General features: G+C 62.0%; 9 protein-coding genes. 7 read left to right on the top strand and 2 right to left on the bottom strand.

Features of this window, described 5'->3' with window-relative positions; translation table 11 throughout:
• Nucleotides 1–3 precede the first annotated feature (3 nt).
• The 6 genes from PYR71_RS25210 to PYR71_RS25185 all read left to right on the top strand — a co-directional run bounded on the left by PYR71_RS25210 (nucleotide 4) and on the right by PYR71_RS25185 (nucleotide 7,708).
• The gene (locus PYR71_RS25210; protein ID WP_275621315.1) at nucleotides 4–1,326 is read left to right on the top strand and encodes an alpha-L-fucosidase; all 1,323 of its coding nucleotides are present in this window, start codon (nucleotides 4–6) and stop codon (nucleotides 1,324–1,326) included.
• A 49-nt stretch (nucleotides 1,327–1,375) separates the two neighbouring features.
• Nucleotides 1,376–2,599: an ABC transporter substrate-binding protein gene (locus tag PYR71_RS25205; protein WP_275621314.1), complete on the top strand. Its 1,224-nt coding sequence runs from the start codon at nucleotides 1,376–1,378 to the stop codon at nucleotides 2,597–2,599.
• A 37-nt stretch (nucleotides 2,600–2,636) separates the two neighbouring features.
• Nucleotides 2,637–3,563 (top strand): carbohydrate ABC transporter permease, encoded by a 927-nt coding sequence (locus PYR71_RS25200; RefSeq protein WP_183934742.1) that lies wholly within the window; start codon nucleotides 2,637–2,639, stop codon nucleotides 3,561–3,563.
• Complete coding sequence (locus PYR71_RS25195; protein ID WP_275621313.1) at nucleotides 3,553–4,437, top strand: carbohydrate ABC transporter permease; 885 nt, start codon at nucleotides 3,553–3,555, stop codon at nucleotides 4,435–4,437. Before PYR71_RS25200 ends, PYR71_RS25195 begins: the two co-directional genes overlap by 11 nt.
• A 177-nt stretch (nucleotides 4,438–4,614) precedes the next feature.
• Nucleotides 4,615–5,544, top strand: coding sequence for a substrate-binding domain-containing protein (locus PYR71_RS25190; RefSeq protein ID WP_275621312.1), 930 nt, complete (start codon nucleotides 4,615–4,617; stop codon nucleotides 5,542–5,544).
• 16 nt (nucleotides 5,545–5,560) lie between these two features.
• The gene (locus tag PYR71_RS25185) at nucleotides 5,561–7,708 is read left to right on the top strand and encodes a methyl-accepting chemotaxis protein (RefSeq protein ID WP_275621311.1); all 2,148 of its coding nucleotides are present in this window, start codon (nucleotides 5,561–5,563) and stop codon (nucleotides 7,706–7,708) included.
• 69 nt (nucleotides 7,709–7,777) lie between these two features.
• Here the strand turns inward: PYR71_RS25185 and PYR71_RS25180 are convergent, their stop codons facing one another.
• Nucleotides 7,778–9,040, bottom strand: coding sequence for a DUF3422 domain-containing protein (locus tag PYR71_RS25180; protein ID WP_275621310.1), 1,263 nt, complete (start codon nucleotides 9,038–9,040; stop codon nucleotides 7,778–7,780).
• Nucleotides 9,041–9,304: 264 nt separating this feature from the next.
• Nucleotides 9,305–10,591, bottom strand: a complete 1,287-nt coding sequence (locus tag PYR71_RS25175) for an ABC transporter substrate-binding protein (protein WP_275621309.1) — start codon at nucleotides 10,589–10,591, stop codon at nucleotides 9,305–9,307.
• Between the two features lie 191 nt (nucleotides 10,592–10,782).
• Here PYR71_RS25175 and PYR71_RS25170 point away from each other — a divergent pair, with 191 nt between their 5' ends.
• Nucleotides 10,783–13,305, top strand: a complete 2,523-nt coding sequence (locus PYR71_RS25170) for a hypothetical protein (protein ID WP_275621308.1) — start codon at nucleotides 10,783–10,785, stop codon at nucleotides 13,303–13,305.
• Nucleotides 13,306–13,316: the final 11 nt, after the last annotated feature.

Raw genomic sequence — 13,316 nt, 5'->3', positions numbered from 1 at the left:
CCTGTGACGAGTTCGGAACGCCAACCGGAAAATCCCGGATCGGGAGGGGCGGCCAAGCACGCCTGGTTCAGCCATGATCGCCTTGGCATGTTCATCCATTGGGGCCTTTATGCGCTCGGGGCGCGGCATGAGTGGTTGAAGAACCGCGAAGAGCTGAACGACGACCATTACCAGCGTTATTTCGAGAATTTCGATCCCGACCTCTACGATCCCAAGGCCTGGGCGCGCCGCGCCCGGCTTGCCGGCATGAAATATGTCGTGGTGACGACCAAGCACCACGAAGGTTTCTGCCTCTGGGACAGCAAGGTCACCGATTACAAGGCGCCGAACACGCCCTGCGGCAAGGATCTGCTGACGCCTCTGGTCGAAGCGTTTCGCGCCGAGGGGCTGAAGATCGGCTTTTATTATTCGCTGCTCGACTGGCACCATCCTGACTTTCCGATCGACGTCCACCATCCCCTGCGCAACCATCCCGATGCCAAGGCGCTGAACTCAGGGCGCAACATCGCCATTTACGCCGCCTATATGCGCGAACAGGTGCGCGAGCTTCTGACCGGCTTCGGTCGCATCGACATCATCTGGTTCGATTTCAGCTATCCCCGCCGCGAATATCGCGGCCTACCCGGCAAGGGGCGCGCGGACTGGGAGAGCGAGCGGTTGGTGGAGCTGGTGCGTGAGTTGCAGCCCGAAATCATCGTTAACAACCGACTCGACCTGCCGCCGGGCAAGCTGCCCGACGTAACGACACCGGAGCAGTATACCCCACGCGTGGCGCCTGCCATCGCCAGCCAGGGGGTACTCTGGGAAGCCTGCCACACCTTCAGCGGCTCCTGGGGTTATCACCGCGACGAGGACAGCTGGAAGAGCCCGGAGCAGATCATCCAACTGCTGATCGATTCCGTGGCGCTCGGTGGCAACCTCCTGATGAATGTCGGCCCGACCGGCCGCGGCACCTTTGACGCCCGCGCCATTGCCGCGCTCGAGGTCTACCAGAACTGGATGGAGGTCAATGGGCGCTCGATCTATGGCGCCGGTCCGTCCGAATTTCCGGTGCCGGCCGGCTGCCGCTACACCCAGCGCGGCAACCGCCTCTACCTGCACGTCTACAACTGGCCCTACCGCCACATTCATATCGAAGGCCTCGCCGACAGGATCGCCTATGCGCAGTTCCTGCACGATGCCAGCGAAGTGCGCTGGCTCAGCCAGACGAAAGACGTGGATTCTAATATCGGCGTGATGGTGCCGGAGGGCATGATCACGCTCGAACTGCCGGTCCGGCGACCTGACGTTACCGTCCCGGTGATCGAGATCGTCCTCAAGGCGTGAACTCGGTCGCACTCGCGTGTTCATTGCGTCATGGAGGGAGGAGAAACCCATGAAGGTTCTGAAGAAAGCGCTTTTGCTTGCCGCTGTCGGCGGCAGCCTCTTTGCCACAACAGCATCGGCCGAACAGATCAATCTGACCTGGCAGATGTGGACCGGTTCCGAGGCCGATACCAAGGGCTGGCAGCACCTGGCCGACATGGTGACCGCCAAATATCCCGATATCAAAGTGACGCTGACGACGACGGGCTGGGTCGATTACTGGACGCGGCTGCCTGTGCTGGCGGCGTCAGGGCAGCTCGCCGACATCGTTTCCATGCAGTCGCTGCGCATGCCGAATTTCTATTCCTTGCTTGAACCTCTGAACGAACGGATCGAGGCTGATAAATTCGACATCGGCGCCTTTACGCCATCGATCATCGGCGGCATGTCCGTTGATGGGCAGCTTTATGGTCTACCCTATGACGTTGGTCCCTGGGTCGTCTATTATAACCAGGATGCACTTGAAGCAGCAGGTATCCCGCTGCCGAAGCCGGGCTGGACGCTCGCCGAGTTTACCGACGCCGCCAAGAAGCTGACGAAAGACGGCAAGTACGGCTTCGGGATCACTCCGCAGAACTATTCCGTCCTGGCCGCGGCTTGGGGTGATAAATATGTCAACGATGCCGGAGAACTCGATCTTACCAATCCCAGCGCCATTGCCGCCGCCGACAGGGTGATCAGCTTTCCCGCCAAGGATAAGATCGCGCCGCTGGTGCCGTCGAGCGCCGATGTCGGCACATTCATCCAGGGCCGGTTCAATTCGGGTAACGTCGCCATGTATGTCGACGGACCCTGGTCGATCATCGGCATGAAGGACAAAGCCAAATTCAAGATCGGCCTGACCACCCTGCCGCGCGAAAACGATAAGGACCTTGCCGCCGTCACGGCCGGCTCCGGTTTCGGTATCGCCACGACGAGCAAGAACAAGGATGCGGCCTGGAAGGCGATCCAAGTGCTGACGAGCCCCGAAGCGCTGCAATATCTCGCCGAGCAGGGTCGCGCGCTGCCGGCCCGCTCGGCCTCGCAATCCTCATGGTACAAGGTGGCAGCCAAGGACATCACCAATGGCGGCGAGGCGCTCGATTATTCGCTGGCGCATTCGGTGCCTTATGTGATCACCAACAACTGGGCGGCGGTGGAAAACCTGTTCAACCAGTATTTCCCGCCGGCCTTCGGCGGCAGCGCCGACGCCAAGCAGACGATGGAGTCCATCCAGAGCCTCGCGCAGCAATAGAGCGCTGCGGCAGGGTTTGCCGCCCATGGAGCAAGAGATGTCGGAAAGCGCCGTTGCCGAAATCAGCCTGCAGCCCGGTCAGCCTCGGCGCTTCCTGAAGCCGGAAACGCAGACGGCCATGCTGTTCCTGCTGCCGAGCTTCCTCGGTTTCATGATCTTCATGGCCCTGCCGATCCTGGCGTCGCTGGCGCTGTCCTTCACGAACTGGCAGCTGCTGACGACGCCGTCCTTCGTCGGCTTTCAGAATTATATCAAGCTCTTCACCGTCGATCCAGCCTTCTACACCATCCTCGGCAATACGCTGTTCTTCGCGGTCGAATATCTGGCTCTGAACATCATCGTCTCGCTGACGCTGGCGGTGTGGATATCGAGCCTCAAGCGCGGCAAGGCGATCTTCCGGGTGATCTTCTTCCTGCCGACCTTCACGCCTACGATCGCAGCCTCCGTGGTGTGGTTGCTGATCTTCACGCCGGACGGCCTGGCCGACAGCGTCATCCGGTGGCTCGGCCTCGGCCTGCCGAATTTCCTGCTGAGTTCAAGCTGGGCGATGCAGGCGGTCGTGCTCGTCACGCTCTGGGCCAATGTCGGCTACAACGTCGTGATGTTCAACGCCGCGCTCGACCTGGTGCCGAAGCACTATCTCGAGGCGGCGATGATCGACGGCGCGGGTCCCTGGCGGCGCTTCTGGCGCATCCGCCTGCCGCTCATCTCGCCGACAATCTTTTTCGCCACTGTGATGACGGCCATCACCTCGCTGCAGGTCTTCGACGAGATCTTTGCGATGACGCGCGGCGGTCCCGGCTCGGCGACCGCGACACTCGGCTTCGCCATCTATCAGAAGGGCTTCACCAATTTCCAGATGGGCTATGCCTCGGCGCTCGCCTGGGTGATGTTCGTCATGATCATGGGCCTCACCATCCTGCAGTTCCACATGCAGCGCAAATGGGTGCATTATGACGACTGACGCGCCCTCACGGAATCCGCACTCCCAGTCCCGGAACCGGCAGCGCATCCTGCGGCCGATCGGCACCTTGATCAGCTATGCCGGCCTTTCGCTGGTCGCGCTGCTCTTCCTCTTTCCGTTTTTCTGGATGGTGTCGAACGCGGTGCGCTCCAATACCGAAGTGCTGGCCGTGCCGGTGCGCATCCTGCCTGAGGAATATCAGTGGGGCAATTTCGTCGAGGCGCTGGTTTCGCTGCCCTTCGGTACCTTCCTGATGAATTCCTTCATCGTCGCCTGCGGTGTGACCGCGATCGTACTCGTCGTCTCCTGCCTTTCCGCCTATGCTTTTGCCCGGCTCAGGTTTCCCGGCCGCGAGGGGCTGCTGCTCACCTATCTCAGCACGCTGATGATCCCGCAGGTGATGCTGGTCATTCCGCTCTTCCTGGTCGTCAGCAAGCTCGGCTGGATCAACACCTATCATGGCATGATCCTGCCGGTCGCCTTCTCGTCTTTCGGCACCTTCCTGCTGCGGCAGTTCATCCTCGGCATTCCCAAGGATCTCGACGAGGCGGCGATGATGGACGGGGCTTCGCGCCTGCGTATTCTGGTCACCGTCATCGTGCCGCTTGCCATGCCGGCAATCGGCCTGCTCTCGCTCTTCACCTTCATCGCCCAGTGGAAGAGCTTCCTCTGGCCGCTGATTGCCACCAGCGGCCTCGACAAAGCCACGCTGCCGCTCGGGCTCACTCTGTTCCAGACCCAGCAGGGCACCTCCTGGAACTACATCATGGCCGGCGCGACAATATCGATGGTGCCGGGCATCATTCTCGCGATCGTGCTGCAGCGGGTGATCTACAGGGGCATCACCGTCGGCTCTGGCTTCGGGGGGCGGTAATACCTAAAAAACAAAGACTTGATGCCGTTGCATCAAATCCGGATTGGCCTTTTCAAATCCGGCCACGTGCCGCTGCAAGATTTATATCCCCCGCGTTACCTCTCTCTTCCGCACGCAAAGTAAAATTTAACCATGATTTGAAATAACGCAGTTCCATTCGAATGCGCAGGGGAATTCATGAAAACGGCCACGCTTGCATCCATCGCCTTGGCGATGTCGGTCACTGTTGCGAATGCGCAGACGATCGGCGTTTCGATGTCCGATCTCGACAAATTCAGGACGGCGTTGCTCAACGGTGTCGTCTCGCATGGGAAGACGGTCTCAGGCCTCAAACTCGTCACCGAAAACGCCAAGGGCGACAATGAACTGCAGAAGAAGCAGGTTCAGAAGCTCATTGCCGACAAAGTCGATGCGATCATCCTGGCCGTATCAGACGGCGATCTCGGGCCGCAGATGACCAAGATGGCGGCGGATGCCGGCATTCCGCTGGTCTATATCAACAACGTGCCATCCAACCTTCTCGATCTCCCTGAAAACCAGGTGGTGGTCGCTTCCAACGAGAAGGAATCCGGGACGCTGGAAACCAAGCAGGTCTGCACGCTTCTCAAGGGCAAGGGTCGTGTCGTCGTGCTGATGGGCGAACCCTTCCACGCCGCAGCCCGCGCCCGCACCCAGGACATTTCAGACGTAATCGCCACACCGGAATGCAAGGGCCTCGAGATCATCGAGCGCCAGGCGGCTTATTGGTCGCGTGACTACGCCGATGAGCAGATGCAGGAATGGCTTTCGGCCGGCGTCAAGTTCGATGCCGTCATTGCCAACAACGATGAGATGGCGCTGGGCGCAATCCGCGCCATGAAGAAGGCCGGCATGCCGATGAAGGACGTCGTTGTCGCCGGCGTCGACGCGACCGACGATGCACTCGCCGCCATGGCCGCTGGCGATCTCGACGTGACCATTCTTCAAAGCGCTGTCGGGCAGGGGGCCGCCGCAGTCGAGGCTGCCGTGAAGCTCGTCAACAGGGAGAAGGTCCCGCGCGAGAACGACGTTCCCTTCGAACTCGTCACCCCTGAGAACATTGCCCAATACCTGCCGAAGAGCCAGTGAGCATAAGAGGCCTATAATGTTGCATTTCTGGAATAAATTCGGCATTCGCGCGCAGATCACCGCAGGCTTCATGCCGCTGATCCTGTTGATGAGCATCCTGACCGTCAGCGCGATCTCCGGCATGAACGGGCTCGCGTCGATCTTCGCCTCCTACCGCGCCACGGCCGGCCAGAGCCTCGCCATCTCGGATTACAGCGAGCAGCTGCACGAGATCCAGATGTCGGCCGAAGCCTTCCGCACCACGCCGACGCAGGCCGTCGTCGACAGCTTCCGCGCCGGCGTGAAGGCCTTCGAGGTGGAGGACCCGCGTTTTACTGGCAACAAGGACCTGCAATCCGGTCTTGCGGTCATCCGCCAGGATATCGCCGCCTATGGCAGGGCCTTCGAACAGATCGTCTCCCTTCAGGCCCGGCGCGACCTGTTGATCTCCAAGGTCACCGAATTCGGGCCCTGGACCAGCATCGCGCTCAACGATGTCATGCGCAGCGCCTGGCGCCAGAACGATGTCGCGTTGCTGCATATGACGGCAGCGACGCTGGAAGCATTGAATCGCAGCCTCTATTTCTCCGAACGCTTCGTGCATTCCGAGGATTTTGCCGCTTACGAAACGGCTCAGGCAGCGCTCGCCGAAGCGGTGGCACTCAACGATGCCGCCGCCAAGGCCGCGAAAGACGAGCTGCAGAAGAAGCGCTTGATGGGCGCCGGCCAGCTCATGCAGAATTACACCGCCCGTCTCGGCGACATGAAGGAGGTGCTGCAGGCTTCCGGCAATATCCGCCAGACGCAGCTTGGCGTACTCGCTCCGAAAATATCAGGCGAATTCAAGGATTTGCAGGAGACAGTGACCGGCGCGCAGAAGAAGCTGGACGGTTCAGTAGAAGCAACCGTTGCCTCCGCGACGAGCGCGACGCTGGTCATCAGCGGCTTGCTGATCGTCATCGGGCTTATTCTCTCCTATTTTGTCGGCCGTTTGATTTCCTCGGCGGTGCGCGGGATGGCGCAGTCCATGGAGCGGCTCGCCCGTGGCGACGACGCGATCGTGATCACTGGGGTCGAGCATCGCCACGAACTCGGCGCCATGGCGCGTTCGCTGAAGGTATTCCAGGAGACCGGACGCGCCAAGCTGATCGCCGAAGCCAATGCCGAACGCGCCCGCCTCGCTGCCGAAGAGGAGCGGCTGCGCCAGGAAGCCGAGCGGCTCAGCGATGCGCAGGTGATGGAGCATGCCTTCCGGCAGATTTCCGTCGGCCTCGACGCGCTGTCGAAGGGCGATCTCTCCGTCCGCGTCGGCGAGGTGGACGCCCGCTATGTGAGGATCCGCGATCACTTCAACAATTCGGTGGCAAGCCTCGAAGAGGCGGTCGCTTCCGTCATCCGCGCGGTGGCGACAATCCGCTCCGGTCTGGCGGAGATCTCAACCGCCTCCAACGATCTTGCTCGCCGCACCGAGCAGCAGGCGGCGTCGCTGGAAGAGACCGTCGCGGCGCTGGGCGACGTGACGCGAGGCGTCAACGGCACGGCCGAGGGCGCCAGCCGCGCTCAGGCTGTCGTGGCAACGGCCCGCACCAACGCGGAAAAGGGCGGCGAGATCGTCGCCCGCGCCATCGCGGCGATGACGGAAATCCAGAACTCGTCGTCGAAGATCGGCAACATCATCAGCGTCATCGACGAAATCGCCTTCCAGACCAACCTGCTGGCGCTGAATGCCGGCGTCGAGGCGGCGCGCGCCGGCGAAGCCGGCAAGGGCTTTGCCGTCGTCGCCCAGGAAGTGCGCGAGCTCGCCCAGCGCTCCGCCAATGCGGCACGGGAGATCAAGGAGCTGATCTCCACCTCCTCGGCGCAGGTCAAGACCGGCGTTGAACTCGTCGGCGAATCCGGCCTCTCGCTCAAGCAGATCGTCGAGCAGGTCACGGCCATGAACGCGACCGTGGCCGAGATCGCCGTTGCCGCCCGCGAGCAGGCCACCAGCCTGCGCGAGGTCTCGGCCGCCGGCGACCAGATGGACAAGGTGACCCAGCAGAACGCCGCGATGGTCGAGGAGACCACGGCCGCCGCCCAGAGCCTGACGCACGAGACCGAAAGCCTCGCCGAACTGCTGCGCAGGTTCAGGACGAGCAGCGGCCGGGCATCGGACAACCACCTCCATTACGCAATGGCGTCCTGACGTTCTGAGAAAGGGTAAGCAAATACCGGCGCCCGAAAGGGCGTCGGTGAGCGAGCGGCTGACGTCGCGTCAGTGGCTCCCGGATGTCGGCGCGTGTGGCGTGCCTGTGATGCTTTTGCGGACATGGCGAACCGCGGTCCAGACGGCGAAGAGCACGAGCGGGATGGCTCCGAGAACGGCGAGCTTCGTTACGTGCGGATCGACACCCAAGGCGGAGACGCTCTCGAGACAGATCTTCGCCAGGCCGACGGTGTAATAGGTGATGGCAATGACCGAAAAGCCTTCGACCGCCTGCTGGATATGCACCTGGATGCGCGCCCGCTCTTCCATCGAAGTCAGTAGTGAGGCGTTCTGATCTTCGAGCTGAACCTGTACGGTGGTTCTCAGCAGGTCTCCGGCCAGGCTGACGCGTTCGGCCAGTTCGTCGAGGCGCCGTTCCGCCGCATAGACCGAGCGGACAGCCGGTTGGAAGCGCCGGTCGATGAAGGTGCCGAGCCTTTGCCGTTGCTCGACCCGCTCTTCTCGAAGCTCCGACAGTCTGCTCGCTACGATCTCGGCATAGGCTTTCGTTGCTCCGAAGCGGTGGCGGGCAAGTGCCGAGAAGTTGAGCACATCGGAGGAGAGCCTCGTCACCTCCGACAGCAGCGCCTTGTCGACTTTGACGGCGCTCTGCATATGCACGATCAGGAGATCGAGGCGCTGGTCGAAGGCGGAAAGCTTCGACACAGTCTCGCGTGCCATCGGCAACGCCAGCAGCGCCATCATCCGATATGTCTCGATTTCGAGGAAACGCCGAACCATGCGGCCGGTGCGATAGGCGTTGAGGTTGCGGTTGAAGAACAGGAACTCGAGGAAGCCGCTATCGGTCAGTCGAAAGTTCGAATGCACCTCGGCGTCGCCGCCGCCGACCCGCGAGGCGACATAGTCGAGCTTGGGTTTTTCCAGGATACGCCCGTCCTTTTCGTCACGCACCAGCACTCGCACGGCGGCGATGATCTTGCCGCCGATCTGGCTGCAGCAGGCTCGAAAGGCTTCCGGTGGGTTGCTGCCGGGTTCGGCCGATGCCGGCACGACGAAGGTGAGGGTCAGAAACTCGGTATGGGCTTCCCATTTCAGCCGGCCGTCGCCAACGCGGCCGATGCCGTGGTTGCCCTCGCCGGTCGTGGTCACATCTTCCAATCCCGGCAGGGAACCGGGCAGCGAAGGAGGGCCGTTCTCGCCGACGATGGCGACGTGCCAGACATCGGTATCGCCATCGAAATAAAGCGACGGGCGCGCATGGAGCTCGTTGTGAAGTTCCCTTCGCAGCGGATGCTCGGAGCCGAGTGGCATGGAAAATGCACCTCATTGGGGTGGACTGCCGCCGGTTTGCCGGCTTCAGTAAGTTGAGCCTGACGCCGGCGCGGCGCGCAGGCCGACACGCCTATAGCCGCTCGCGAAGTCCGTGTCACGACGGCAAAGAACCATCCTTTCTATCCGCGCGAATCTGACGCGGCGGGTGCTGATCGTCAGAGGCGCCCAAAAACGATCAGCCACGGCCCGTTGCGAGGCCGTGGCTGATGCAGCGCGCAACCTGTGGGAGACAGGCGCGGCCGGTTACTTGTTGGCGGCGAGCGCCACGTTGACCTTGTCGACGTCGGCGCTCATCGCCTTGAAGGTGTCTTCTAGGGAAAGTTCGCCTACGATCAGCTGGCTCATCCGCTGGACGATGAGCTGATAGATGGCGGACGAGCCCTTGAGGCGTTCGAGGTCGCGGGCTGCCTTCGGCGCGCTGTTGCGGGCCGAAAGGAAGACGGCCATGGCGTCCTTGGCATTCTGGCTCTCGAGCTTGTACTGCGGATCCTTGATGTCGGCGCCGGTTAGGATGACGTAGTTTTCGGCGATTTCACGCTGGATCTTTTCAGAGCCGAGGAACTCGATAAAAGCGGCGACAGCCTCAGGGTGCTTGGTACGCTTGAAGCCGACGATCGCGGTGCCGCCCGGCATCGCATAGCAACCGGCATCACCGCAGGGCGCGCTGATCGCCGTCCAGTCGAAGGCGTTGCCGATCTTCTTCTGGAACGGATTGACCATCCAGTTGCCGGCGAGATAGGTCACGACGTTGCCGTTGACGAACTCGTCACCCATGTTCTTGTACTGGGTTCCGCCGGCCGCACCCCACATTTCCTTCGGGAAAGAACCGTCCTTCGTCCAGTTGTAGAGATCGGTGATGTAGCGCTTGGCGGCATCGTCGGGGAAGGAGAACTTGCCGTCCTTGACGTAGTTCGAGCCATAGGAGAAGGCCGCGCCGGAGAAGCGGTGGCCGGAGCGGTCCATCGTGAAGGGGATCTGGGCGCCGGTCGCCTTGGCAACGCGCGCGGAGGCTTCGACGATCTCCTTCAACGTGGCAGTCGGCTTCGGAAGCGGCTCATTCGCCTGTTCGAAGAGCGTCTTGTTGACGAAAGGCAGATTGAAGGTTTGCGAGGCGACGTAGCCGTTGATCGAGTTCGGATCGTTGACCCCGGGGAAACGAAGCGTGTTCAGGCTGTCGCCGTGCAGCTTGGCGAAGCCATCCGGGTCTTTCATCAGCGGGCGCATGTCGAGGTAGTAGGGCGCGAGCTGCCAGTCGGTGATCTTGGCGATGTCGGGACCTTCGCCGATGGCAAGCTGCACCGGCAGTTGCTTGGCGACGGCATCATAGCCCGAGGAGACGAAGTTCACCTTGATGTCGGGATGCGCGGTCTCGAATTCCTTGCTCAGCGCTTCCATGCGCTCGACATAAGCCTGGTCGTCGTCGGTGAAGAGAAAGGTGATCGTCTGGGATTCGGCCATGGCCACGCTGGACCAGGCGAAAGAAACGGTGGCCAGCGCCAGTGCCAAAGCCCCTGAGAGATAGGTTTTCATTTTCATCCTCCCATGAAAACATTTTCATCAATCGCGGCGTCAGCCATCGATAAGTGAATTTCATATACTTGACATTCGTGCCGTCAAGCTATTTTCTAGGCGAATAGCGATGTTTTTGAGCAATATTCAGAAATAACGCGCCAAATTCACCTAATGAAAATATTTTCATGTGATTGCGGAGGAGGCGATCTGTGAAACCGGAAAGCATCATGCAGCCGGACAACATGGCGCCAGCCTATAGCGTGGCCGAGGGGCAAACGATCACGGCATGGGCCGTTTCCGCCCTCATCGAGCGCTATTTTCCCGGCGAGCCGGCCCCGGCCGAAGATCGCGTGAACTATCGTTTCATCAACGGTTTCGTCGATGTCGGCGACCTACCGTGCCGCAAGGCCTTTTGGTCCACCATGGTCGGTCGCGAGCTCGCCCCCGACACTTCCTGGCCGCCCGAAAGCCTCTATCTTCCCGGCTCGAACCGCCGTGTCGAATTCACCAGCTTCTGGCATGTGCCGACACATGTCAGCCGATGGCTGAAGGGCACGTTCAGGACGGACGCCCCGCGCACGCTTAATCTGGCGCTCAAGACCTGCGGTGGCGTTCGTATATGGGTCAATGGGCAGGAGTCGGTGCGTTTCGAGCCGTTCAAGCGCAACACCGAGAGCGCAACAGAGATCGCGCTGCCGCTCGACGCCGGCGATAACGAGATTCTCGTCCATACCGAAGATCTCGCCGAGCGCGACACGACCTGGTTCGTCGAGCTCGAAATGCTGGACAAGGAGCCGCTCTCGGTTCTGCTGCCGGTCGCACTTGATCAGGAGGGGGTGCGCGAACTGGAAGCCCTCGTGCGCGGCGTGCGCCCGGCCCGCGACGCCTTCGTCAACCAGCCGCTGGAGATCATCTTCGATGCCGCACCAGAATGCGACCTGCCGGTGGAGATCAAGGTGGTCGGCCACGGCCACGAGAGGCCGGTTCTCGCCCATTCGAAACTGATGCTTCACGCTCAGCAGGACCGGCTGATCGCTGGGGATGTCTGCGGCATTGCCGACGGTTATCACGGCATCCACATGACCATCGGCTCCGGGCCCGGCTCGGTCACGCGTGTCATCGATGCCGCCTTCATGAGCGGCATCTCGCCATTGCCGGCCGAGGCGTCGCTTTCCGCGCGCAAGCGCCAGGCGCTGGAATACAGCGCCCGCTTCGGCGCCAATCGCGCCGGGCGCCTCATCGCGATGATGGAAACCGGCCATCTCGACCAGGAAAGCTTCGACCGCATCATCGATGCGACGCTCGCCTCCATCGATGCGCGCGAGGATTGCTCCGATTTCATCATGGTGCCGCTCCTGTGGCTGCTCGGCGCCTATGGCGATCGGATGCCGGAGGCGACGGTCGACCGCATCCGCCATTCCGTCCTCTCCTACCGCTACTGGGTCGACGAGCCAGGCAATGACGCGATGTGGTTCTGGAGCGAGAACCATGTGCTCTGCTTCCATACGAGTCAGTTGCTTGCTGGACTTCTCCTGCCCGACGAGGTGTTCTCGGCCTCGGGCCGCACCGGGCGGCAGCAGGCGGAACTCGCCGTTCAGCGGCTCGGGCGCTGGTTCGACAGCGTTGAGGCCCATGGGCTGGCGGAGTGGAATTCGGCCGCCTATTACCCGATCGATTTCATCGGCCTCCTGGCGCTGGAGCGCTGGGCTGAGAGCGGAATCGCCGATCGAGCCCGCGGCCAGATCGACCTCATCTTCCGCATGATCGCGCTCCATACGCTCGCTGGCGTTCCCGCCGGCTCACAAGGTCGCGCCTACGACAAGGAGCTTCGCGCCGGCCCGCTGACCGAGCTTGCGCCCTTTGCCCAGGTCGCCTTCGGCACCGGCTGGCTGAACAACGGCGTTGCGGCGCTGACCATGTTCTGCGCCGGCGGCTATGAGCCGCCGGCCGATCTCGCCGAGCTGGCTTCGCTGTCGCGAGGAAGAAGCATCGAGGCGCGTTACAGCCAGGGGCTGGAGAGCGGAAAGCTTGTGCTCTTCAAGAACGAGGCCGCGCAGCTTTCCACGGTGGTCGATCACAAGACCGGCCGGAAGGGGCATCAGCAGCACGTTCTGGATGTCCGGCTCGCCGGCCATCCGATGGCGCGGCTGTGGGTCAACCATCCAGGCGAAGACGACCCGTGGGGCAATCAAAGGCCGTCCTACTGGGCCGGCAACGGCATCCTGCCGCGCGTCGCCCAGCATCGCGATGTCGCCCTGCTGATCGAGGACACGGGTGACGCACGGCATGCATGGACGCATGCCTATATCGGCCGCGACGGCCTGGATGATCTGATCGTCGAAGACAAGTGGCTGATTGCCCGGTCGGGCAGAGGATTTGCCGCCCTCTGGGCATCGAACGGCCTGGAGCTGGTTACCGACGGCCCGACGGCCGGCCGCGAGGCGCGTTCTTACGGACCGCTCTGCGGCTGGGCGGCCATCGTTGGATGCGGCAATGGCGATGCCTTCAAAGTCTTCCTCGAGCGCCTGTGCCAGACGGCGGTGTCTTTCGATCCCGTGCTTCGGCGTTTCTCCCTGACGCCGCCGGGCAGTCCGGCGATCTCCCTCTCTTATGCCGACGGTCTTTCGATCGCCGGCGAGCCCCGGCCGTTCACGCATGACCAGCCGCACCCAATCCTCACCCACGACAGCGCGGCCTCCGGCGGCGCCGCTGACGGGCCGGTTTACTCCTAGAAAACATAGGA

The sequence above is a fragment of the Rhizobium mulingense genome (assembly GCF_029194105.1).
GTDB lineage: Bacteria > Pseudomonadota > Alphaproteobacteria > Rhizobiales > Rhizobiaceae > Rhizobium > Rhizobium mulingense.
This window is presented reverse-complemented; position numbering and strand designations above follow the sequence as displayed.

What these genes read in the sequence shown, in the direction of transcription:
- PYR71_RS25190 (WP_275621312.1), top strand. Translation starts at nt 4,615, where the DNA reads ATGAAAACGGCCACGCTTGCATCCATCGCCTTGGCGATGTCGGTCACT.
- PYR71_RS25180 (WP_275621310.1), bottom strand. Translation starts at nt 9,040, where the DNA reads ATGCCACTCGGCTCCGAGCATCCGCTGCGAAGGGAACTTCACAACGAG.
- PYR71_RS25175 (WP_275621309.1), bottom strand. Translation starts at nt 10,591, where the DNA reads ATGAAAACCTATCTCTCAGGGGCTTTGGCACTGGCGCTGGCCACCGTT.
- PYR71_RS25195 (WP_275621313.1), top strand. Translation starts at nt 3,553, where the DNA reads ATGACGACTGACGCGCCCTCACGGAATCCGCACTCCCAGTCCCGGAAC.
- PYR71_RS25200 (WP_183934742.1), top strand. Translation starts at nt 2,637, where the DNA reads ATGTCGGAAAGCGCCGTTGCCGAAATCAGCCTGCAGCCCGGTCAGCCT.
- PYR71_RS25205 (WP_275621314.1), top strand. Translation starts at nt 1,376, where the DNA reads ATGAAGGTTCTGAAGAAAGCGCTTTTGCTTGCCGCTGTCGGCGGCAGC.
- PYR71_RS25185 (WP_275621311.1), top strand. Translation starts at nt 5,561, where the DNA reads ATGTTGCATTTCTGGAATAAATTCGGCATTCGCGCGCAGATCACCGCA.